Source organism: Streptomyces sp. NPDC001508, from assembly GCF_040298665.1.
Taxonomy (GTDB): Bacteria; Actinomycetota; Actinomycetes; order Streptomycetales; family Streptomycetaceae; genus Streptomyces.
Genome location: NZ_JBEPAP010000022.1, coordinates 79,768 through 101,253, shown reverse-complemented (window position 1 = coordinate 101,253; position 21,486 = coordinate 79,768). Strand labels below are relative to the sequence as shown.

The 21,486-nt window shown below is 72.4% G+C and carries 19 protein-coding genes and 1 pseudogene; 13 read left to right on the top strand and 7 right to left on the bottom strand.

All coding sequences use genetic code 11. From position 1 onward, the window contains the following. Positions 1–21: 21 nt before the first annotated feature. Positions 22–1,557, bottom strand: a complete 1,536-nt coding sequence (locus ABT245_RS21100) for a gamma-aminobutyraldehyde dehydrogenase (protein WP_351735724.1) — start codon at positions 1,555–1,557, stop codon at positions 22–24. Between the two features lie 229 nt (positions 1,558–1,786). Here ABT245_RS21100 and ybiA point away from each other — a divergent pair, with 229 nt between their 5' ends. Further along, complete coding sequence (gene ybiA, locus ABT245_RS21095; protein WP_351735722.1) at positions 1,787–2,347, top strand: riboflavin biosynthesis intermediates N-glycosidase; 561 nt, start codon at positions 1,787–1,789, stop codon at positions 2,345–2,347. 248 nt (positions 2,348–2,595) lie between these two features. On the opposite strand, the gene ABT245_RS21090 is transcribed toward ybiA, so the two are convergent. Then, a complete protein-coding gene (locus ABT245_RS21090; protein ID WP_351735720.1) occupies positions 2,596–3,987 on the bottom strand; it encodes a DUF4190 domain-containing protein in 1,392 nt (463 codons plus the stop codon). Positions 3,988–4,014: 27 nt separating this feature from the next. Between ABT245_RS21090 and ABT245_RS21085 the strand changes: the two are divergent. From ABT245_RS21085 to ABT245_RS21060, 6 genes and pseudogenes are all read left to right on the top strand, one after another. Then, positions 4,015–5,195: pseudogene (locus tag ABT245_RS21085) on the top strand (adenosine deaminase). A gap of 36 nt (positions 5,196–5,231) precedes the next feature. Next, positions 5,232–5,915 carry a glycerophosphodiester phosphodiesterase gene (locus ABT245_RS21080; protein WP_351735718.1) on the top strand — a complete coding sequence of 228 codons (684 nt, stop codon included), beginning with the start codon at positions 5,232–5,234 and terminating at the stop codon, positions 5,913–5,915. A 179-nt stretch (positions 5,916–6,094) separates the two neighbouring features. Further along, positions 6,095–7,075: a GNAT family N-acetyltransferase gene (locus ABT245_RS21075; protein WP_351735716.1), complete on the top strand. Its 981-nt coding sequence runs from the start codon at positions 6,095–6,097 to the stop codon at positions 7,073–7,075. Further along, positions 7,072–8,487: an ABC transporter substrate-binding protein gene (locus ABT245_RS21070; protein WP_351735714.1), complete on the top strand. Its 1,416-nt coding sequence runs from the start codon at positions 7,072–7,074 to the stop codon at positions 8,485–8,487. Before ABT245_RS21075 ends, ABT245_RS21070 begins: the two co-directional genes overlap by 4 nt. Continuing rightward, complete coding sequence (locus ABT245_RS21065) at positions 8,481–9,440, top strand: carbohydrate ABC transporter permease (protein ID WP_351735712.1); 960 nt, start codon at positions 8,481–8,483, stop codon at positions 9,438–9,440. The genes ABT245_RS21070 and ABT245_RS21065 overlap by 7 nt, the downstream gene beginning before the upstream one ends. Continuing rightward, entirely contained in the window at positions 9,437–10,306 is an 870-nt protein-coding gene (locus ABT245_RS21060) for a carbohydrate ABC transporter permease (RefSeq protein WP_351735710.1), read from the top strand. The genes ABT245_RS21065 and ABT245_RS21060 overlap by 4 nt, the downstream gene beginning before the upstream one ends. On the opposite strand, the gene ABT245_RS21055 is transcribed toward ABT245_RS21060, so the two are convergent. Together ABT245_RS21055 and ABT245_RS21050 are read right to left on the bottom strand one after the other, a co-directional pair. After that, positions 10,299–10,430, bottom strand: a complete 132-nt coding sequence (locus ABT245_RS21055; RefSeq protein WP_351735708.1) for a hypothetical protein — start codon at positions 10,428–10,430, stop codon at positions 10,299–10,301. The two genes, ABT245_RS21060 and ABT245_RS21055, sit on opposite strands and share 8 nt — an antisense overlap. 135 nt (positions 10,431–10,565) lie before the next feature. After that, positions 10,566–12,014: a gamma-aminobutyraldehyde dehydrogenase gene (locus tag ABT245_RS21050; protein ID WP_351735706.1), complete on the bottom strand. Its 1,449-nt coding sequence runs from the start codon at positions 12,012–12,014 to the stop codon at positions 10,566–10,568. A gap of 169 nt (positions 12,015–12,183) precedes the next feature. Here ABT245_RS21050 and ABT245_RS21045 point away from each other — a divergent pair, with 169 nt between their 5' ends. The 6 genes from ABT245_RS21045 (at position 12,184) to ABT245_RS21020 (ending at position 17,900) form a co-directional block, all read left to right on the top strand. Then, on the top strand, positions 12,184–12,702 hold the full coding sequence (locus ABT245_RS21045) for an Lrp/AsnC family transcriptional regulator (protein WP_351735704.1): 519 nt from the start codon (positions 12,184–12,186) through the stop codon (positions 12,700–12,702). Beyond that, the gene (locus tag ABT245_RS21040) at positions 12,687–14,069 is read left to right on the top strand and encodes an aspartate aminotransferase family protein (protein WP_351735702.1); all 1,383 of its coding nucleotides are present in this window, start codon (positions 12,687–12,689) and stop codon (positions 14,067–14,069) included. The genes ABT245_RS21045 and ABT245_RS21040 overlap by 16 nt, the downstream gene beginning before the upstream one ends. Positions 14,070–14,310: 241 nt before the next feature. Next, positions 14,311–15,051: an ABC transporter ATP-binding protein gene (locus ABT245_RS21035; protein WP_351735700.1), complete on the top strand. Its 741-nt coding sequence runs from the start codon at positions 14,311–14,313 to the stop codon at positions 15,049–15,051. Continuing rightward, on the top strand, positions 15,033–16,463 hold the full coding sequence (locus ABT245_RS21030; RefSeq protein ID WP_351735698.1) for a hypothetical protein: 1,431 nt from the start codon (positions 15,033–15,035) through the stop codon (positions 16,461–16,463). The genes ABT245_RS21035 and ABT245_RS21030 overlap by 19 nt, the downstream gene beginning before the upstream one ends. Positions 16,464–16,567: 104 nt before the next feature. Beyond that, positions 16,568–16,975 (top strand): VOC family protein, encoded by a 408-nt coding sequence (locus ABT245_RS21025; protein WP_351735696.1) that lies wholly within the window; start codon positions 16,568–16,570, stop codon positions 16,973–16,975. A gap of 220 nt (positions 16,976–17,195) precedes the next feature. Continuing rightward, positions 17,196–17,900 carry an LAETG motif-containing sortase-dependent surface protein gene (locus ABT245_RS21020; protein WP_351735694.1) on the top strand — a complete coding sequence of 235 codons (705 nt, stop codon included), beginning with the start codon at positions 17,196–17,198 and terminating at the stop codon, positions 17,898–17,900. A 61-nt stretch (positions 17,901–17,961) separates the two neighbouring features. Here the strand turns inward: ABT245_RS21020 and ABT245_RS21015 are convergent, their stop codons facing one another. From ABT245_RS21015 to ABT245_RS21005, 3 genes are read right to left on the bottom strand one after another with little or no spacing between them, the layout of a single operon-like run. Next, positions 17,962–18,759: a maleylpyruvate isomerase family mycothiol-dependent enzyme gene (locus tag ABT245_RS21015; RefSeq protein ID WP_351735692.1), complete on the bottom strand. Its 798-nt coding sequence runs from the start codon at positions 18,757–18,759 to the stop codon at positions 17,962–17,964. Positions 18,760–18,784: 25 nt separating this feature from the next. After that, a complete protein-coding gene (locus tag ABT245_RS21010) occupies positions 18,785–19,804 on the bottom strand; it encodes an ABC transporter ATP-binding protein (RefSeq protein WP_351735690.1) in 1,020 nt (339 codons plus the stop codon). After that, positions 19,804–21,441: an ABC transporter permease gene (locus ABT245_RS21005; RefSeq protein WP_351735758.1), complete on the bottom strand. Its 1,638-nt coding sequence runs from the start codon at positions 21,439–21,441 to the stop codon at positions 19,804–19,806. Before ABT245_RS21005 ends, ABT245_RS21010 begins: the two co-directional genes overlap by 1 nt. Positions 21,442–21,486: the final 45 nt, after the last annotated feature.

The window sequence follows — 21,486 nt, the reverse complement described above, 5'->3', positions numbered from 1 at the left end:
CGGCGGCCGGACCTGTCGGCTCTATCGGTCCCCGAAGATCGTGCGGTGCCAGTCCTTCCTCGCGACCGCCGTGTTGTCGAACATGACATGCTTCACCTGCGTGTACTCCTCGAACGAGTACGCGGACATGTCCTTGCCGAAGCCGGACTGCTTGAATCCCCCGTGCGGCATCTCGCTGATGATCGGGATGTGGTCGTTGACCCAGACACAGCCCGCCTTGATCTCACGGGTCGCCCGGTTCGCCCGGTAGACGTCCCGGCTCCACGCGGAGGCGGCGAGGCCGTACGGGGTGTCGTTGGCCAGCCGGATCCCCTCGTCGTCACCGTCGAACGGCAGGACGACCAGCACCGGACCGAAGATCTCGGACTGGACGACCTCGCTGTCCTGGGGCGCGTCGGCGATCAGGGTGGGCCGATAGTACGCGCCGTCGGCCAGATCACCCAGGGGGGCCGCACCGCCGGTCACCACGCGCGCGTAGCCGCGGGCCCGGTCGACGAAGCCGGCCACCCGGTCGCGCTGGGCGTGCGAGATCAGCGGGCCGAGATCGGTACCGGGGGCGAACGGGTCGCCGAGCCGGACGCTCTCCATCAGGGCGGCGGTCTTCTCCACGAACGCCTCGTACAGCGGGCGCTGCACGTACGCGCGCGTGGCGGCCGTGCAGTCCTGCCCGGTGTTGATGAGAGCACCGGCGACCGCGCCGTTGGCGGCGGCGTCGAGGTCGGCGTCGTCGAAGACGACGAAGGGCGCCTTGCCGCCGAGTTCCAGGTGGACGCGTTTGACGGTGGCGGTGGCGATCTCGGCGACACGCCTGCCGACCGCCGTGGAACCCGTGAAGGAGGTCATCGCCACATCGGGATGACCGACCAGGCGCTCCCCCGCCTCCCTGCCGGTGCCGGTGACGATGTTGACGACGCCGTCCGGGATGCCCGCGGCGGTCGCGGCCTCGGCGAACAGCAGCGAGGTCAGCGGGGTCGGTTCGGCGGGCTTGAGCACGATGGTGTTGCCCGCGGCGATCGCCGGCAGGATCTTCCAGGCCGCCATCTGGAGCGGGTAGTTCCAGGGGGCGATGGAGCCGACGACACCGATGGGCTCCCGGCGGACGTACGACGTGTGGTCGCCGGAGTACTCGCCGGCGGACTGTCCCTGCAGATGCCGGGCGGCGCCCGCGAAGAACGCCGTGTTGTCGATGGTCCCGGGCACGTCGAACTCACGGGTCAGCTTGAGCGGCTTGCCGCACTGCAGGCACTCGGCGCGGGCGAACTCCTCGGCGCGGTCCGCGAGGACGGCGGCGAACCGGTGCAGGGCGTCGGAGCGCTCGCCCGGGGTCGCGGCGGCCCAGGCCGGGAAGGCCGCGCGGGCGGCGGCGACCGCGGCGTCCACGTCCTCGGGGCCGGCCAGTTCATAGCGGTACACGTCCGTGCCGGTGGCCGGATCGACCACGCGGTGGGTACGGCCCGACGTCCCCTTCGTCAGACGTCCGGCGACGTACTGCGCCCCGTCCGCGAAGCGCTCCTGTGCCGGAAATCGTTCCGGGGTGACGGTGCCCGGTTTGTCCATGTCGCTCTCCTCCGCCGTCGCCCCGTCCGGAGGGCGGGTGGCGTAGCTCCGGCTCGATGTGAGTGCCGATCCTGACAGAGGGAAGGGACTCCAACAAGTGATTCCGTTGTTGCCTTTTGGTTACGCGACGGAATCTGTCGACCAGCGGTCGAGTCGGCCTCGGGTGCCGAGGACGGAGTGCTCCCGTACCGAGGACGGGCTGTCAGTGGTGCCTGCCACACTGGCGTGCATGGCGATGATCGATTCGGTGGAGACGCTGATCAGGGAGGTCCGCGCGGGGGCGCGCGTGAAGTACCTGCACTTCTGGGGGCACCGGCCGAGAGCGGACGGGCGGCTCGGAGCGAGCTGTCTCAGCCAGTGGTGGCCCTCACCGTTCATGGTGGACGCGGTGGAGTACGCGACGGCCGAACACTGGATGATGGCCGAGAAGGCGAGACTCTTCGGGGACGCGGAGGCGGAGCGCCGGGTGCTGGCCGCGGGGCACCCCTCGCAGGCCAAGAAGGCGGGGCGGCTGGTGCGGGGCTTCGACGAGGGGGTGTGGGAGCGGGAGCGCTTCCGGATCGTGGTCGAGGGCAGCGTGCACAAGTTCGGCGCGCATGCCGGTCTGCGGGAGTTCCTGCTGAACACCGGGGAGCGCGTCCTGGTGGAGGCGAGCCCGGTGGACCGTGTGTGGGGCATCGGCCTCACGGCGGACGACGAGGCGGCCACCGACCCCGCCCGCTGGCGCGGCCCGAACCTCCTGGGCTTCGCCTTGATGAGCGCCCGCGATCGGCTCGCATCCGGCAACTGAACCCACGTCCCGAAGGCCGTCGGGCGCGGGTCCCGGCGGGGTGCCCCGTCCTCGGTTCAGCCACCGTGTGCCGGTCGTCCGTGTGTCGGCGTGAGCGACGCACGCGCGAGTGACGACACGGGGCCGCGCGAGCCGCGCGGCAGGGGCAGGCTCGCACGAACCACGGAGCAGGGGCAGGCTCGCACGAACCACGCCGTAGAGGCGGGCCCGCGCGAGCCGTGTCGTGGGGGCCGGGTGGGTCAGACGGGTCAGGTGGACGTGGCGATGATGAAGGCGAGCAGGACGAGGGCGAGGACGATGCCGGTCGCGCCGCAGATGATGCCCGCCAGGGCCTGGCCGGGGTTTGTCGCCTCGCCGCGGCGGGCCCTGCCGCGGCCGATCGCGCCGAAGATCACGGCCAGCGCGCCCAGCAGGATCGCCACCGGCCACATACAGAAGCCGATCGCCGCCAGGATGCCCAGCACCAATCCGGCCGTGCCCAGCCCGTTGCTCGGTATCGGCTGCATGCCGGACCAGCCGTAGTGGCCGGGGCCGGCGGCGGGCGGCGCGGGGTAGCCGTAGCCCGCGGGACCGCCCGGGTAGCCGTACGGAACCTGGCCGGGGCCGCCGGGTGCGATGGGCGGCGGCGGAACCGGCGCCCCCTGCGGCTGCGCGGCGGGCGGTGCGAAGAGGGCGCCCGCCGGGGACTCCTGACGCGGCGGGGCGAACGGATTGTCCGAGCCGCCCATGGACGACGCCGCCGCCCCTGGCGCGGCGAACGGGTTCGACGGTGGGGCCGCCGACGGGGTACCGGAGGGCCCGGCCCAGGGCGGCGCCGCACTCGCCTCCGGGAACGAGACGACCGTCTGCTGATCGTGAACGGAGGGCGGCACCTGTTGGCCGTGGTCCGAGGGCGGCACCTGCTGATCGTGGGCCGAGGGCGGCACCTGTTGGCCGTGGTCCGAGGGCGGCACCTGCTGGCCGTGGGACGAGGGCGGCACCTGCTGGCCGTGGGACGAGGGCGGCACCTGCTGGCCGTGGGACGAGGGCGGCACCTGGTAGGGCGGCGTGCCGGGGCCGCCCGCGACGACCGTGTCTCCGGGCCCGCTCGCCAGGGCGCCGGGTGCGGGGGCGGCGTCCGCCGGAGCCGCCCACGGGTCCGCGCCCGGCCGGGGCGTGGCGGTGCCGGACCCCGGTGCGGCGGCGTCCGCCGGGGTGGCCGCGGGCGCCCGCTCGATGGGCGGGGCCCACGGCGCGGTGGCCGTCTCTCGGGTCGCGGACGACGCAGGACCCGGGGCGGATCCGGCGCCCGCGTCCCACGGCCCCGCGGTGGCACCGGCCGGCTCGGGCCAGACCCCCGTGGCCGGAGCCGTGGACCCGGGCGCGGGCCCGGACCGGGGATCCGAACCGGCCGGAGCCGTGGACCCGGGCGCGGGCCCGGACCGGGGATCCGAACCGGCCGGTGCCGGCCAGGACACCACGTCCGCGTCACCGTCGACGGCCGCGCCTCCACCCGTGCCCCCACCGCCCGCAACGCCACCATCCGCGGCCGCGCCGTCGGCGGCGGGCGCGCCAAGTGTCGTGGACGGGGTGTCGGGCGAGGCAGCGTGGCCGGGTGTCGCTCCGCTCTCCGCGGCGTTCCGCGGTGCCTCGTCGGACATGTCGCACGGTCCCCTCTCATCGGCGTGCTGACATGTTACGGGCAGGCCGGTGCCGCCCCGGGCACGGCTTACGATGACCCCCGAGTCACCGATCAGCCGATCACCCGCGCCCGGGCCCCGGTCCGCCGGCGCCCTTCCCGGGGAGGGATCTCTTGACCGACAGCGCCGCACCCGCCGACCGCGACCTGCGGGCCTTCATCGCCGAACTGCCCAAGGCCGAACTGCACGTCCACCACGTCGGCTCCGCCTCCCCGCGCATCGTCTCGGAACTCGCCGCCCGCCACGCCGACTCCAAGGTCCCCGCCGACCGGGCGGCGCTGGCCGAGTACTTCACCTTCACGGACTTCGCCCACTTCATCGACGTGTATCTGTCCGTCGTCGACCTCGTACGGACCCCGGAGGACGTCCGCCTCCTCACCTACGAGGTGGCCCGCGACCTGGCCCGGCAGCAGGTGCGGTACGCCGAGCTGACCATCACGCCGTTCTCCTCGACCCGCCGCGGCATCGACGCGCGTGCCTTCATGGACGCGATCGAGGACGCCCGCAAGGCGGCCGAGGCCGAGTTCGGGACGGTGCTGCGCTGGTGCTTCGACATCCCCGGCGAGGCGGGCCTCGATGCCGCGGAGGAGACGGTCCGGCTCGCCACCGACGACCGGCTGCGCCCGGAGGGCCTGGTCTCCTTCGGGCTCGGCGGACCCGAGATCGGCGTGCCCCGGCCGCAGTTCAAGCCGTACTTCGACCGGGCCGTCGCCGCCGGGCTGCGCTCCGTGCCGCACGCCGGTGAGACGACCGGCCCCGAGACGGTCTGGGACGCGCTGACCGAACTGCGCGCCGAGCGGATCGGGCACGGCACCAGTTCGGCCCGCGATCCCAAGCTGCTCGCGCACCTCGCCGACCACCGCATCCCACTGGAGGTCTGCCCGACCTCCAACATCGCCACCCGCGCGGTCCGCACCCTCGACGAGCACCCGATCAGGGAGTTCGTCGAGGCCGGCGTCGTGGTCACCGTCAACTCGGACGACCCGCCGATGTTCGGTACCGACCTGAACAACGAGTACGCGGTGGCCGCCCGGCTGCTCGGCCTCGACGAGCGCGGCCTCGCCGACCTCGCCAAGAACGCGGTGGAGGCGTCCTTCCTCGACCCGGCGGGCAAGGCCCGGATCGCCGCCGAGATCGACACCTGTACAGCAAAGTGGCTCGCCCGCTGAACCCATCGCGCGGTGTTCATCCGCACAATGGGGTCCATGCAGACCGTGACCGCCGTCGCGCACCGCGGCGACCCCTATCGCTTCCGTGAGAACACGATCGACTCGCTGCGTTCCGCGCTCCGGCGGGGCGCGGACGCGGTCGAGATCGACGTACGGCTCACCCGTGACGGCGTACCCGTGCTGCTGCACGACGCGACGCTGGAGCGGCTGTGGGGGCAGGACCGGCCGCTCGGCTCGCTGTCCGCCGCCGAGGTGCGCAAACTCACCGCGGGCGGCGTGCCGACGCTGGAGGAGGCACTGGCCGCGACGGACGACAGCCGGGTGATGGTCGACCTGCCGGGCCTGGCCGGACGCCGGGCCGCGCGGCGGATCGTGGAGGTCGTCCACGCGGCCGGGGCGCGGGACCGGGTCTACTACTGCGCGGGCGCGCAGGCGATGCTGGCCGTCCGCGCCGCCGACCCGGCCGCCGAGATCGCCCTGACCTGGACGACGCTCGCGCCGCCGCGGCCCGCCCTGCTGGCGGCGGTGGGCCCGCGCTGGCTCAACTACCGCTTCAGCCTGGTCGGCCGGGACCTCGCCGCCCGCGTCCACCACGGCGGTCATCTGCTGTCCGTATGGACCCCCGACACACGCCGCGCCATGCGCCGCCTCCTCGACCTGGGCGTCGACTCGATCACCACGAACCGCGTCGACGCCCTCTGCACCCTCCGCCAGGGCTGAGCGCTCCCGGCCGTCCGACCCGGCTCACGGGGAGAGAACCCTTGGTCAGTAATTGCGGAATTCCATGACATACAAGTAAATTTCCAGCCGCCGTTTCGAGATGTCACCGGCGGACGGGGGCGAAGGATGAGCACGGCCGTACGCGCAGGGGGCCCGCGCGGGGAAGGGCGTCCCCGTCCATGACCGATCGCACGACGCGTTCCGGGGCCGTGATCCGTGGCTTTCGCGTGGGTGACGGTCCGCAGGTGGTGGAGGCGTGGCGCCTGAGCGCACCGGCCGACCCGATCACGGCGGACCGCTTCCGCTCCCTGGTACTGCTCGACGCCAACTTCGATCCGGCGGGGCTTCGCATCGCGGTCGACGGCCGGCGTGTCGTCGGCGCGGCCTACGCGGTGCGCCGGCTGACGCCGCTGACCGGCACCGACCTGGAGCCGCAGCAGGGCTGGATCCCGTTCTTCTTCGTCGACCCGGCCGCCCGCGGGCGCGGCCTCGGCCGCCGGCTGCTGACCGACGCTCTCGACTGGCTGCACGGCCACGGCCGCACCCGGGTGGACTTCTCCTCGTACACCCCGCACTACGTCCTGCCCGGCCTGGACGCCGAGGCGTACCCGGAGGCGGCCGGGCTCCTTGAGTCGCTTGGCTTTCGCACGCTGTACGAGGCGGCGGCGATGGACCGCGGCCTGGTCGGCTACCGCTTCCCCGCCGACGCGGCGCGCCGTCTGGCCGAACTGACGGCGCACGGCCACCGGTTCGGCACGCCGTCCGACGACGACCTGGTGGATCTGGTGGCGCTCGCCGGGCAGCACTTCAGCCCGGACTGGGCGCGCGCGATCCGGGAGTGTCTGGCCGCGGGCACGCCGCTCGACCGGCTCGTCGTCGCCCGGGACCCCACGGGCCGCCTGGTGGGCTGGGCGATGCACGGCGCGTACGAGTCGGTGGACGAGCGGTTCGGCCCGTTCGGTGTGCTGGAGGACAGGCGCGGCACGGGATACGGCAAGGTCCTGCTGCACCTGGTCCTGGAGCGGATGCGGGCGCGCGGCGCGCACTCGGCGTGGTTCCTGTGGACGGGTGAGCGGTCCCCGGCGGGCCATCTGTACCGCGACGCCGGTTTCCGCACGACCCGGCTGTTCCGCGTGCTGCGCCGGGAGGCCGCCCGATGACGCCGAGGCGCCGCACCGGCGGCCTGAGCCGGCGTCACTTCGCGCTCGCGCTCCCCTCGGCGCTGCTCGCCTCCGGGTGCGCCGCGCCGCACCGGGGCAGCGGACGCCCCGGGGATCCGATCGTCCTCACCCTGCTCTCCCACTACGCGAGCGGCGCGCTCAAGAAGGCCCTTCAGGACCCGGTCGACGAGTGGAACGCCACGCACGAGCGGGTCAAGGTGCGCACGACGGCGGTCGAGTTCACGGATCTGCTGACCACGTTCATGGTCCGGCAGGCCGCGGGCCAGGGCGCCGACATCGTCCATCCGTACTGCCTGTGGAACGGCCAGCTGGTCCGGGCCGGTGTGCTGCGGCCGGCTCCGTCCGGGCACGCCGCGGAGATCAGGCGCGGCTACAGCAAGGCCGCGGTCGGCGCTTCGTCGGTGGGCGGCACGGTCTACGGCTACCCCACCGAGGCGCAGACGTACGCCCTCTACTACAACAAGCGGCTGCTGCGCGAGGCCGGTGTCGACGGGCCTCCGCGCACCTGGCGGGAGTTGGAGGAGACGGCCTACCGCACCACCAGGCGGGACCGGTACGGCAACACGCTGGTCCAGGGTTTCGGTCTTTCGACCTACGATGACTCCACCACCGTCGGCCAGACGCTCGCCCTGCTGAGCACGGCCGGCGGAAGGTTCGTCGCCGCGGACGGCAGGCGCACCGCCATCGACTCGCCGGCCGGCCGGGCCGTGTTCGACCTGGAGCACCGCCTCGTCGGCAGGGGCGCGAGCGCCCCCGGCGTCAACGTCTACAGGGCGTTCCCGTCCGGGCAGGTGGCCATGGTGGTCGGCGCCGGCTGGTGGACCGGGACCCTGAAGGCCCTGATGGGCGAGGACTACCGCGATGTGGGCGTCGCGCCCGTGCCCGTCCCCGCCGCGGGCGCCGAACCGGCCACGCTCTGCACGGGGTTCCTGCTGGGCGTCAACACGGCCAGTGAACACCCGCGTGAGGCCTGGGAGTTCCTGCGCTGGCTCAACGCCGAGAAGGTGAGCGTGAAGAACGCCGCGAAGGGCGCGACGGCGACCCGGATGAGCCTGCTGCAGGTGTCGGTCGGCTCGCTGACCGGCCGCGCCGACGACATGCGGGCCCTCCTGGGCGGCGGCGCAGGGCCAGAGGCGCACACAGGTGCAGGCGCGGGGGCACGCGCAGGCGGTGAAGGCAGCAGCGTCGGCCCGGGCCGCGATCCGAATCTGCGCCCGTTCCTGGAGGCGCTGGCGTACGCGGTGCCCGAGCCGAACGTGCCGGGCGCGCAGCAGGCCAAGTCGCTGCTGCGCAAGAACATCGAGGCGCTCTGGACCGGTCAGCAGTCGGTCGACGAGGCGCTGCGCACCACCCGCCGGCAGGTCGACCAGGAGGTGTCGCGCTCATGGTGAACGCTCTGGTGCCGGAGACGACCGAGCGGGCGTACGGCAGACGGTCCGCGCCGTCCGCCGTCGACGGCCGCGCCCGCGCCCGGCGCCGCCAGGCCGTCGTCGCCTATCTCTTCCTCGCGCCGACGCTGCTGTTCTTCGCCGTGTTCCTGATGCTTCCGCTCGGCTTCGCGCTGCTGCTGTCGCTGTCCCGCTGGGCCGGGTTCGACCTCGGTGCCATCGATCCGGTCGGTCTGGACAACTTCACCGGCCTGTTCGCGGACGGATCGACGTTCCTGGCGCCGGTCCTCACCAACACGCTGCTGTTCGCCCTCGGCACCGTGGCCCTCGCGCTCGCGGGTTCCGTGCTCGTGGCCACCTGTATCGACAGACTGCGGTTCCAGGGGCTGTGGCGCACCCTGTACTTTCTGCCGATCGTCACGACCGTCGTCGCCGTCGGCAACGTATGGAAGTACATGTACGAGCCGGGCGGCCTGGTCAACGGCGTCCTCAACGCCCTGGGGTTCGGCTCGGTGGCGTTCCTCCAGGACCCGGACACCGCGCTGCCCTCCGTCGTGCTCGTACAGGCCTGGGCCTCGCTCGGCACGGCGATCCTCGTCCTGACCGCCGGGCTGAAGTCCGTTCCCGAGTCGTACTACGAGGCCGCCGCGCTCGACGGCGCCGGGCCCGTCACCGTCTTCTGGAGGATCACCCTGCCGTTGCTGCGGCCGTCCCTGCTGCTCGTGTGCGTCACCCAGTTCATCACCGGCCTCCAGTCGTTCGCGCTGATCATCGTGATGACCAGGGGCGGGCCGGGCGACGCGACCGATGTGGCCGCGCTGGAGATGTACCGGCAGGCCTTCTCGTACGGCGACTGGGGCGCGGCAAGCGCCGCCGCCTTCGTGCTGTTCGCCGTGGTCCTCGTGGTCACCCTGGGGCAGTTGTGGATCTTCCGGCGCGGCGGGGAGGACGCGTGATCCGCCGCCGGTTCCCGTGGCTGTCGTATCTGGTGGTGGGGACCGGCGCCGTGCTCACGGTGGTGCCGTTCCTCGACATGGTGATGACGTCGTTCAAGGGGCCGGGCGAGTCCGGCACATTGCCGTACCGGTTCCTGCCGAAGGCGTTCGACCTGTCCAACTACCGGGCGGCCATCGAGCAGCTCGACCTGCCGGTGCTCTTCCGCAACAGCGTCGTCGCCACCGCCGTGATCACCGGGTCGGTGCTGCTCACCTCGTCGCTGGCCGGCTACGCGCTCGCCAAACTCCGCTTCCCCGGGCGGGACTTCGTCTTCCGGCTCGTGCTGTCGACGATGATGTTCCCGCCGTTCCTGTTCTTCGTCCCGCGTTTCCTGATCCTGGTGCACTGGCCGCTGGCGGGCGGCAACGACCTGTTGGGGCGCGGCGGGGCTGGCCTGACCGTCAGCATCGTGGCGCTCACCGTGCCGTTCCTCGTCAACGGCTTCGGGATCTTCCTGATGCGCCAGTTCATGCTCTCCATCCCGGACGAGGTCCTGGAGGCCGCGCGCATCGACGGGGCGGGTGAGTTCGCCGTGTGGTGGCGGATCGTGGTGCCGCAGACCAAGCCGGTCGTGGTGACGCTCGGGCTGCTGACCTTCGTCGACGCCTGGAACGAGTACATCTGGGCGTTGCTCGTCTCGACCGCCGAACCGGATGTGATGACCCTGCCCGTCGGCATCCAGCTCCTACAGGACCACATCGACCCGACCCGCACGATGCCCGTCGTCATGGCCGGTCTCGTCCTCAGCGTCCTGCCGGTCCTGATCCTCTTCCTGCTGCTCCAGAAGTACTACATCCGCGGCATTATGCTCAGCGGCCTCAAGTGACCGCTCCCTGCGCGGAGTCGACGTCGCGGGCGGCGGCGAGGCGCCGGCGCATCGCGTCGCCGGGGAAGATCAGCGGGTTGTCGGCCAGGACCGCGGTGTCCTCGTCCTCGTCGGCGGCGAGCACGTCCTTGGCCGCGGGGAACCGCGCGACCGGCCATGACGGCGCCGCAGACAGCCGCCCGGCCGGGCGCGGGAGACCGCGCGCCCGGCCGGGCGGCGCCGCGGACCGAAGTCCGCGGGCTCCGAGGCGGAGCGCCCGTCAGCCGTCCAGTGACGTCATCACGTGCTTGATCCGTGTGTAGTCGTCGAAGCCGTACGCCGAAAGGTCCTTGCCGTAGCCGGACTTCTTGAAGCCGCCGTGCGGCATCTCGGCGACCAGCGGGATGTGCGTGTTGATCCACACGCACCCGAAGTCCAGCTTCTTGGACATCCGCATGGCGCGGGCGTGGTCCTTGGTCCAGACGGAGGAGGCGAGGGCGTACTCGACGCCGTTGGCCCACCGCACGGCCTGCTCCTCGTCGGTGAAGGACTGGACGGTGATGACCGGTCCGAACACCTCGTTCTGGATGATCTCGTCGTCCTGCTTGAGGCCCGAGACGACGGTCGGGGCGTAGAAGTAGCCCTGCTCGCCGACCTGCCGCCCGCCGGCCTCGACCTTGGCGTGCGCGGGCAGCCGCTCGATGAAGCCGGAGACCTGCTGGAGCTGGTTGGGGTTGTTCAGCGGGCCGTAGAGGACGTCCTCGTCGTCCGGCTGCCCGGTCTTGGTGTCGGCGGCGGCCTTGGCCAGCGCGGCGACGAACTCGTCGTGGATGGATTCGTGGACGAGGACGCGGGTCGCGGCGGTACAGTCCTGGCCGGCGTTGAAGAAGCCCGCGACGGAGATGCCCTCGACGGCCTTCGGGATGTCGGTGTCCTCGAAGACGACGACCGGCGCCTTGCCGCCCAGTTCCAGGTGGACCCGCTTGACGTCCTTGGCCGCGGACCCGGCGACGGAGATGCCGGCGCGGACGGAGCCGGTGATGGAGGCCATCGCCGGGGTGGGGTGCTCGACCATGAGGCGGCCGGTGTCACGGTCGCCGCAGATGACGTTGAAGACGCCCTTGGGCAGGATCGAACCGAGGATCTCGGCGATCAGCACGGTGGAGGCCGGGGTGGTGTCCGAGGGCTTGAGGACGACCGTGTTGCCCGCGGCGAGCGCCGGGGCGAACTTCCACACGGCCATCATCATCGGGTAGTTCCACGGCGCGACCTGCGCGCAGACGCCGACCGGCTCACGGCGCACGATCGAGGTCAAGCCCTCCATGTACTCGCCGGCCGAGCGGCCCTCCAGCATCCGCGCGGCGCCCGCGAAGAAGCGGATCTGGTCGACCATCGGCGGGACCTCCTCGGAGCGGGTCAGGCCGACCGGCTTGCCCGTGTTCTCCACCTCCGCCGCGATCAGTTCCTCGGCGCGCTCCTCGAACGCGTCGGCGATCTTCAGTAGGGCCTTCTGCCGCTCGGCGGGCGTGGTGTCGCGCCAGCCGGGGAAGGCCGCGGCGGCCGCCGCCATCGCGGCGTCCACGTCCGCCTGGCCGGACAGCGGCGCGGTCGCGTACGCCTCGCCCGTCGCGGGGTTGACGACCTCGGTGGTCCGTCCGTCGGCGGCGTCCCGGAACTCGCCGTCGACGTAATTGCGGAGCTTGCGCAGCCGCCCCAGCTCGGTGCTCACTGTCGGCCTCCTGTCAGGTCGGATCTGTCCAGTCACTGAGAAATCCACCCTAGTCCGGGAGCCGACGTTTTCAACACCCCCGTTCGGCCCAGAACTGCGAAATCCGCACGTCTCGCTGGCGTAAACAACGAATTTCATTGGAGAAGCCTTGCGGAACTGTTGAGACGTCGTGCACAGTGAGGGCGTGGCCAGTCGAAGCGCAGACCAGAGGGACTCGTCCCGCGAGCCCAGGAACGGCACCCCCCACCTGGATGCCGTCTCCCTCGCCATCATCGAGCAGCTCCAGGAGGACGGCCGTCGGCCCTACGCCGCCATCGGCAAGGCCGTGGGCCTGTCCGAGGCGGCCGTGCGCCAGCGCGTCCAGAAGCTGCTCGACCAGGGCGTGATGCAGATCGTCGCCGTCACGGACCCGCTCACCGTGGGCTTCCGCCGGCAGGCGATGGTCGGGATCAACGTCGAGGGCGATGTGGAGTCCGCGGCCGATGCGCTGAGCGCCATGTCGGAAGTCGAGTACGTGGTGATGACCGCGGGCTCGTTCGACATCCTCGCCGAGATCGTCTGCGAGGACGACGACCACCTGCTGGACGTCATCAACAAACGCATCCGGGCCCTGCCCGGGGTGCGCTCCACCGAGAGCTTCGTCTACCTCAAGCTCAAGAAGCAGACCTACATGTGGGGAACCCGATAACCGTGAGCACAAAGGACCTGAGCCGCAGCGCGTACGACCACCTGTGGATGCACTTCACCCGCATGTCCTCGTACGAGAACTCCCCCGTCCCGACCATCGTCCGGGGCGAGGGCACCTACATCTACGACGACAAGGGCAAGCGCTATCTCGACGGTCTCGCGGGCTTGTTCGTGGTCCAGGCCGGTCACGGCCGCACGGAACTCGCCGAGACGGCCTTCAAGCAGGCCCAGGAGCTGGCGTTCTTCCCGGTGTGGTCCTACGCCCACCCCAAGGCCGTGGAGCTGGCCGAGCGGCTGGCCGACTACGCACCGGGCGACCTGAACAAGGTCTTCTTCACCACCGGCGGCGGCGAGGCCGTCGAGACCGCCTGGAAGCTCGCCAAGCAGTACTTCAAGCTGACCGGCAAGCCCACCAAGTACAAGGTGATCTCCCGCGCGGTCGCCTACCACGGCACCCCGCAGGGCGCCCTGTCCATCACCGGCCTGCCCGGCCTGAAGGCCCCCTTCGAACCGCTGGTGCCGGGCGCGCACAAGGTGCCCAACACCAACATCTACCGCGCCCCGATCTTCGGCGACGACCCGGAGGCGTTCGGCCGCTGGGCCGCCGACCAGATCGAGCAGCAGATCCTCTTCGAGGGCCCGGACACCGTCGCCGCGGTCTTCCTGGAGCCGGTGCAGAACGCCGGCGGCTGCTTCCCGCCGCCGCCCGGCTACTTCCAGCGGGTGCGCGAGATCTGCGACCAGTACGACGTGCTGCTGGTCTCCGACGAGGTCATCTGCGCCTTCGGCCGGCTCGGCACGATGTTCGCGTGCGACAAGTTCGGCTACGTACCGGACATGATCACCTGCGCCAAGGGCATGACCTCCGGCTACTCCCCGATCGGCGCCTGCATCATCTCCGACCGCCTGGCCGAGCCGTTCTACAAGGGCGACAACACCTTCCTGCACGGCTACACCTTCGGCGGCCACCCGGTCTCCGCCGCGGTGGGCCTCGCCAACCTCGACCTGTTCGAGCGCGAGGGCCTCAACCAGCACGTGCTGGACAACGAGCCCGCGTTCCTCGCCACCCTGCAGAAGCTGCACGACCTGCCGATCGTCGGCGACGTCCGCGGCAACGGCTTCTTCTACGGCATCGAACTGGTCAAGGACAAGAACACCAAGGAGACCTTCAACGACGAGGAGACCGAGCGCGTCCTGTACGGCTTCCTCTCCAAGGCGCTCTTCGACAACGGCCTGTACTGCCGGGCCGACGACCGCGGCGACCCGGTCGTCCAGCTCGCCCCGCCGCTGATCTCCGACCAGGAGACCTTCGACGAGATCGAGCAGATCCTGCGCGCCACGCTGACGGAGGCGTGGACCAAGCTCTGAGCCCCGAGCCCCGAGCCCCGGCGCGGCGGTGCGGCTCCGTCCGCATCACCGCGCCGCTGATCAGCTGATCGACGGCCCCGGTGTCGCCCGTTCGAATGAAGAACGGCGGCCCGGGGCCGTGTGCTGTCCGGCCACCCCGTGGCGGCTGCCTAGCGTGCCAGTGACCGATCGGCCCGGCCTTCGTTCCCCCGGAAGGGGGACCAGCCGCCGGGAAAACGGATCAGAACCGAGGTGTACGCCCATGGAGGCCCCGCCGGACAACGACGTGCTCTGGGCACGCTCCCTGCACTTCACCCACAAGGACGGCTCGCCCGCCCTCGGTGGTGTCTCGCTCGGTGTGCGGGAGGGCGAGATCATCGCCGTCAGCGGGCCGCGCGGCAGCGGCAAGACGACCCTGCTGCGCTGTCTGTCCGGACTCGTGCCGGTCCGGCGCGGCGAGGTCTGGTTCAACAGCGCGCCCGTACACACCATGGGCCCGCTGGCCCGGGAACGGCTGCGCCGCGACCGGTTCGGCTGGATCGACCCGGCGCCGGCCCTGCTCCCGGAGCTGAACGTGTGGGAGAACACCGCCCTGCCCCTGATGCTGCGCGGCACCAGCCGCCGCCGCGCCAGGACCGCCGCCCTGGAGTGGCTGGAGCGGCTCGACGTCGGCCACAGATCCCATCGGCATCCGCACCAGTTGCGGCAGTCCGAGCGCCAGCGGGTCTCGATCGCCCGGGCGCTCGCCCCGGCCCCCACGGTGCTGTTCGCGGACGAGCCCACGGCCCCCCTGCACCGCGCCGACCGCGCCCAGGTGCTGCGTACGCTGACGACGGCGGCCCGCTCGCACGGCATCACCGTCGTCCTCGCCACCCACGACGCGGAAACCGCGGCCCTCGCCGACCGCACGGTGGCCCTGCTCGACGGACGGCGCGTGACCACCGTGCATCTGCCGCCGGTCACCGAGTCGGAAGGCCGGGCGGCGTGCTCGCTCTCCGTCTGACCCGCGGCGCCCGTCCCGCGGTCCATCTGCGCCGCCTCCTGGTGGCGACGGCCGCGGCGGGCACGGGCTTCCTGCTGCTGAGCATCCTCGCCCAGGCCCTGGCGCACCCCGAGAACCCGACGGAGTCGGTGCGCGGCCTGGCCTGGTGCGCGGTGCCGCTGGCCGCCACCGTCCAGTTCGCGGTGGCGGTCGCCCGCACCGACCCGGGCACCAGACCCCGCCCCGGGCTCTCGGCCCTCGGTCTCGGACCGGGCCGGCTGATGGCGATCTCGGTCCTGACCACGGCCCTGTCCTGCACGCTGGGCTCGGCGGTGGCCCTGCTGGTCTTCCTCCATCTGCGCGGCGACCTGACGGGCATGCCCTTCGACGGGGCCGCGCGACAGCTCCTTGCCGCGGGCGAGCCGCTGCCCCTGCCGGCCGCCCTCACACTCCTGCTGCCGACGCCGCTGATCGCGTCGGGCACGGTGGCCCTGGTGCTGCGGCCCCGGGGCGCCGGCCCCGAGCGGCACGCGGCATGGACGTACGGCCGCTTCGGCTCCTACGGGCGGGCGCGGTCGCCCGAGGCCCTGGGGGCGCACACCGGGTTCGCCGCCCGGCCGGCGGACGGCACCGCCCGGCCGGCCGTCGCGACCCGGGTCGTCGGCACGGTGCCCGTCCCGCACCGGGGCGGCACCGAGCAGCCGCCCGGCCGCGGGGACGACCGGCCCGCCCCGGTGGACGGCACGTGGGAGCCCGCACAGCCCGATCCGGCCGACGGCGCCCCGGCCGAGCACGCGCCAGCGGGCTCCGGCTGGACGCAGGCCCTCACCGATCCGCGGCGCGCGCCCTCGGGCCTGCCCTGGGGCATCGCGGTCCTCGCCGTCGGTCTGACCGTGGAGGCGTACGGCGACCGGTCCGCCGGCCCCGGCCCCGCCCTGCCCGGCGTGCTGATCGGCTGGGCCCTGACCGCCGTGGGGCTGGTCCTGGCCGGCCCCGGCCTCACCCATCTGTGCGGCCGGCTGCTACAGGTGGCCAGGCCGGGCGCGCTGCGGCTGCTCGCCGGCCGGGCGCTGATGGCGGAGGCCGGCCGTATCGGCCGCCCGCTCGGCGTCGTCTGCGCGGTCGTCTCGGGCGCGTTCGCCCTGACCGTGTTCCCCGCGGTCTCCTCGGTCTCCTCCGTCGTCCCCTCCTCCGGCCCGCTCACCACCTACGGCGTCCTCCTGGTCACCGGCTGCACCACGGCGACGCTGCTGACGGCGGCCGTGGAGGCCCGGCAGCGCCGCGCCGACACCATCGCCGCCCTGGTGCGGCTCGGCGCGCCCGCGACCCTGCTGCGCGGCGCCGCGGCCCTGCGCGCGGGCGCCCTGCTCGCCCTGTTCGCTCCGCTCACCGTGGCGGTGGCCGACCTGGTGGCGCTCCCGCTCGGCCGCTGAGGGACCCGCACGGCGGTACGGCAGCGGTCCCGCGGCCGCCGATGAGTTTCCCGGCGGCCCCCGGTCTACCCCTCGAACGGCACGCACCCGAGGGAAGAGGCCCCATGTACCAGCAGATGATCTTCGTGAACCTGGCCACCGCCGACGTCGAGGCGTCGAAGAAGTTCTTCACCGAGCTGGGGTACACGATCAACCCGCAGTTCAGTGGGGACGACTGCGCCAGCGTCGTCATCAGCGACACCATCGTCGCGATGCTGCTCAGCAAGGAGCGCTACGCCACCTTCACCTCGAAGGAGATCGTCGACTCGACCGAGGCCAGCGAGGTGCTGGTGTGTCTGAGCGCCGAAAGCCGCGAGAAGGTCGACGAGTTGGTGGACCGGGCGATCGCGGCGGGCGGCACGGCGAGCGGCACCCCCCAGGACCACGGCTTCATGTACGGCCGTGCCTTCGACGACCTCGACGGCCACACCTGGGAGGTCGTGTGGATGGATCCGGCGGCGGTGCAGGGCTGACATCGCGCCGGTCGGCTGGATCGAATCGGTTCTCAAGTCGTTGAAACCTCCTGGGAGTTAACAAGAGTGCAAAGCCAACGCCCTTAAGGGGCTTCTGCATTGACAGTGCTTACGGAACGCTTATAGACCTGTGAGTCTCAAGGGGGTGCTGAAGCGGGACTTCGTCGCTGCCTCATCACCCCCGTAAGCCCCCCGCAGATGCACTCTGTAAAGGACAAACGTGTCCATAACTCGCCGTAGCGCACGTCGTTCCGTGCGCATTCTGGGTGTTGCCTCCGCGACCGTGGCGCTCGCACTGGGCGTCACCAACTCCGCGCTCGCATGCAACATCCGTGAGTTCTCCGCCGAAGCCAAGTGCGACGGTACCAACGGCGTCATCGTCGTCACCGACAAGGACGCCTCCGGTACGGCCGCTGTCATCACCGTGTTCCTGGAGAACAACGGTGCCGACGAGAAGCAGGTCGGCGAGCCCCAGGAGATCAAGGGCTCGCGCGAGGGCACCACCGTCTCGTTCACCGAGGACTGGAAGCCCAACGCGACGTACCGGATCCACGTCAAGGCCGGCAACCTGGTGGACGAGGACATCAAGCCCAACCTCACCACCCCGTCGACGGCCTGCAAGACCGAGGACACCCCGACCCCGACGCCGACGCCGCCAAAGGCCACTCCGTCGCCGTCGGAGTCCGAGTCCACCCCGGCCGAGTCCAAGACCCCGACCCCGTCGGCCTCGGAGAGCACCAGCACCGCCCCGGCGGACACGTCGAGCAACGCGCCGTCCCCGGCGGCCGGTGACTCGAACCTCGCCGAGACGGGTGCGAACTCCAACACCGGTCTGATCGCCGGTGCGGCCGCCGCCTTCGTCGTCGTCGGCGGTGGCGCGGTGTTCTTCGGTATGCGCCGTCGCGGGGCGAACAGCGGTCGCTGACACCCCGGTTCGGCATTGTGCCGTGGCCCGTCCCCGCGCTGCGGGGGCGGGCCACGGCCGTTCAGCCGAACGCCGTCCGCTCCAGCCAGAACTCCAGCACCCCTCGCTCGCCCACGACCTCCAGCTCCGGGCTGTCCAGCGGCAGTCGGCGGTAGAAGGCGAGCAGCACGGAGGTCAGCGGGCCGCGCAGGGCGACCGTCGCCCGTGCGTGGCCGCGGCTGTGCCGCACGCCGTTCTCATCGAGCCGGATCAGCCATTCGGCGTCGAGTCCGGGCGGGGCGTCGGTGGCGTGCAGATGGATGCTCCGGTCCGGGCCGCGCATGTCGCGCGCCGGATCGTGCGCCATGTTGTGCTGCACCCACTCCACCAGTTCCAGCCACTCGTCGATCGCGTCGGCGGCGATGTCCGGCGCGACCTCGTAGGGCAGTCCGGCCGCCAGGGTGGCGTCCGCGCGGTGCACGGTGATCTCGTGTGCCATCCGGCGGGCCCAGAAACCCGAGGAGCGGTCGTCGGCCCAGGCCCACACCTCGGTGTCGGGTCCGGCCTCGCGCAGCGCGTCCACCACCAGCCGGCCGCTGTGCGCGAACCACGCGTCCAGGACGGCGGGGGCGCTGCCCGGCCCCGGTCCCGCGATCTCCGGGACCTCGTCGTTGGGAATGCGCTCCTGAGCCCGGCCTGCGATGGTCGCGGCGACCCAGCGCAGGGCGCCGCCGAGGTGGCACACCAGCTCCTCGAGACGCCAGTCGGGGCAGGTGGGCACGGGCGCGGACAGATCGGCGCCGGAGGTCACCACGTCCCGCGTCTGCGCGACCTGGCGGGCGATCTCGTCGATGTAACGGTCATGGGCAAGAGGGGGCATGGCGCTCACCCTAGATCCACGGCCCTCAGCCCAACACGACTGTTTCCGCCACGTCGAAGCCCACCCCGACCTCGGCCCCGGCCTCGGGGGCCGACCGCAGCGCGCACGCCGCCTCCAGGCGTGGCCCGTCCGCCGGTTGGAGGTGGACGGCGACATGGGTGCCCCTGAAGGTGCGGGCGGTCACCGTGCAGCGCAGCCCCTCGCCCGCCGGCCCGAGCCGCACACCGGCGGGCCGCACCAGCAGGGTGCGCCGGCCCTGGGGCGCGGGCTCGGGCACCGGGAGCTTCCCCCACGGGGTGTCCGCCACCGCCCCGGTGATCTGTGCGCCGACGACGTTCTCGAAGCCGAGGAAACGGGCCACGAACTCGTCCGCGGGCCGCTGCCACACCTCAAGCGGCGTACCGGACTGGGCGATCCGGCCGTCACGCATCACCACCACCCGGTCGGCGAGCGCGAAGGCCTCCCCCTGGTCGTGGGTGACGGCGAGCACGGTGGTGCCCAACCGGTCGAACAGCTCCCGTAGTTCCACCACCAGCCGCTCCCGCAGCGAGCGGTCCAGCTGGCCGAGCGGTTCGTCCAGCATCAGCAGCCGCGGCCCCGGCGCAAGGGCCCGGGCGAGCGCCACCCGCTGCTGCTCGCCCCCGGAGAGCCGGTCCACGGCCCGCCCGGCGGCACCCGGCAGCCCGACCAGTTCCAGCAACTCCCGTACGCCGGACCGCTGCCGCTCCTTCGAGGCGCCGCGCATCCGCAGCCCGAACGCCACATTGCCGCCCACGTCCCGCTGCGGGAACAGCTGGTGGTCCTGGAACATCAGACCGACCTCGCGCCGGTGCGCGGGTACGCCCGTCTGGTCCCGCCCGTCGAGCACGACCCGCCCGGAGTCCAGGGGCTGCAGCCCGGCCACGGTCCGAAGCAGCGTCGACTTGCCGCTGCCGCTGGGCCCGAGCACACACACGATCTCGTGCTCGGCCACCTCCAGGTCCACGGCGTCGAGCACGGTCCGCCCGCCGAGGCGGACGGTCGCGGACGTGAGGCTCAGCAGCATCAGAACTCCCCGCTCCGGTGCGGGCGCAGCCGTTCGAGCGCCAGCAGCGCCGCCGCGCACACCACCATCAAAATCGTGGAAAGGGCCATCGCCTGGCCGTAGTTGAGGTCTCCGGGCCGGCCGAGCAGCCGGGCCACGGCGACCGGCAGCGTGGGGTTGTCGGGCCGTGCGATGAACACGGTCGCGCCGAACTCCCCGAGCGACACGGCGAACGCGAACCCGGCCGCGACCAGCAGCGCCCGCCGTACCAGCGGCAGGTCGACCTCCCGCCACACCCGCCAGGGCGACGCCCCGAGCACGGCCGCAGCCTCCCGCAGCCGCCCGTCGACGGCCCGCAGCACGGGCAGCATCGTCCGGACCACGAAGGGCACGCCGACCAGGGCCTGCGCGAGCGGGACGAGGATCCAGGACTGCCGCAGATCCAACGGCGGTTCGTCGAGGGCGATCAGGAATCCGAAGCCGACGGTGACGGCCGAGACGCCGAGCGGCAGCATCAGCAGTGTGTCGAAGCCCCGGACGATCCGGTCCGCGAGGGGAAGGCCCCCGGTCGCGCGAGGCCGGGAAGACGGCAGCCGGGACAGCGCGGCGGCGGCCAGGGAGCCGATCAGCACCGCGATGGCGGTGGCGACGACCGCGTACCGCAGCGAGTTGCCGACCGCGGCGATCGGCGCCACCAGGAACGTGCCGCCGTCCTCGTGGGTCAGGGCCCGGTAGTAGCGCAGGCCGGGGGCGTCGGCGGAGCGCTGCACCAGCACCGCGAGCGGCAGCAGGACGAGCGCCATGACGGTGACGAGGACGCCGGCGAGCAGCGCCCACTGGCCCGCCCCGCGCGGCCGGCGCGCCGTCAGCGAGGCGTCGACCAGGCGCAGCGCGGTCTCCCGTCGCCGTACCGTCCAGGCGTGCACGGCGAGGACCGCGCCCACCGCCGCGAACTGGACGAGGGTGAGGACCGCGGCCGTGGACAGGTCGAAGATCTGGGACGTCTGCCGGTAGATCTCCACTTCGAGCGTGGCGAACGTGGGGCCGCCGAGGATCTGCACCACGCCGAAGGAGGTGAAGGTGAACAGGAAGACCATCAGCGCGGCGGCGGCCACCGCCGGGGCCAGCGCCGGCAGGGTCACCTTGCGCCAGGCGGTCAGCGGCCCGGCGCCCAGCATCCGCGCGGCCTCCTCCTGGCGCGGGTCGAGCCCGGACCACAGGCCGCCGACGGTGCGGACGACGACGGCGTAGTTGAAGAAGACATGCGCGAGCAGGATCGCCCACACCGTGGTGTCCAGCCGTACGCCCCACAGGTCGTCGAGGAGCCCGCCGCGCCCGACGAGGGCGAGGAAGGCCGTGCCGACCACGACGGTCGGCAGCACGAACGGCACGGTGACCACGGCCCGCAGGATCCGCTTGCCGGGGAAGTCGAGGCGCGCGAAGACATACGCTCCGGGCAGCGCCACCAGCAGGGTGAGCGCCGTGGAGGCGAGCGCCTGCCAGGTGGTGAACCACAGCACGTGCCGGATGTCGGGGCGGGTCACGACGTCCGCGATCCGCCCCAACTGCCAGGCGCCGTCCGGCTTCAGCCCGCGGGCGACGATGGCGGCCACGGGCCAGGCGAAGAAGACGGCGAAGAACGCGACCGGCCCGGCCATCAGCGCGAGCCGCGCCACGCTCCCCGTACGCCGCCCGCCCGGGGC

Coding starts and splice junctions, on each gene's coding strand:
- ABT245_RS21015 (WP_351735692.1), bottom strand. CDS start 18,759: ATGCCCCCTCTTGCCCATGACCGTTACATCGACGAGATCGCCCGCCAG.
- ABT245_RS21080 (WP_351735718.1), top strand. CDS start 5,232: ATGCAGACCGTGACCGCCGTCGCGCACCGCGGCGACCCCTATCGCTTC.
- ABT245_RS21005 (WP_351735758.1), bottom strand. CDS start 21,441: ATGGCCGGGCCGGTCGCGTTCTTCGCCGTCTTCTTCGCCTGGCCCGTG.
- ABT245_RS21065 (WP_351735712.1), top strand. CDS start 8,481: ATGGTGAACGCTCTGGTGCCGGAGACGACCGAGCGGGCGTACGGCAGA.
- ABT245_RS21100 (WP_351735724.1), bottom strand. CDS start 1,557: ATGGACAAACCGGGCACCGTCACCCCGGAACGATTTCCGGCACAGGAG.
- ABT245_RS21035 (WP_351735700.1), top strand. CDS start 14,311: ATGGAGGCCCCGCCGGACAACGACGTGCTCTGGGCACGCTCCCTGCAC.
- ABT245_RS21010 (WP_351735690.1), bottom strand. CDS start 19,804: ATGCTGCTGAGCCTCACGTCCGCGACCGTCCGCCTCGGCGGGCGGACC.
- ABT245_RS21090 (WP_351735720.1), bottom strand. CDS start 3,987: ATGTCCGACGAGGCACCGCGGAACGCCGCGGAGAGCGGAGCGACACCC.
- ABT245_RS21075 (WP_351735716.1), top strand. CDS start 6,095: ATGACCGATCGCACGACGCGTTCCGGGGCCGTGATCCGTGGCTTTCGC.
- ybiA (WP_351735722.1), top strand. CDS start 1,787: ATGGCGATGATCGATTCGGTGGAGACGCTGATCAGGGAGGTCCGCGCG.
- ABT245_RS21070 (WP_351735714.1), top strand. CDS start 7,072: ATGACGCCGAGGCGCCGCACCGGCGGCCTGAGCCGGCGTCACTTCGCG.
- ABT245_RS21025 (WP_351735696.1), top strand. CDS start 16,568: ATGTACCAGCAGATGATCTTCGTGAACCTGGCCACCGCCGACGTCGAG.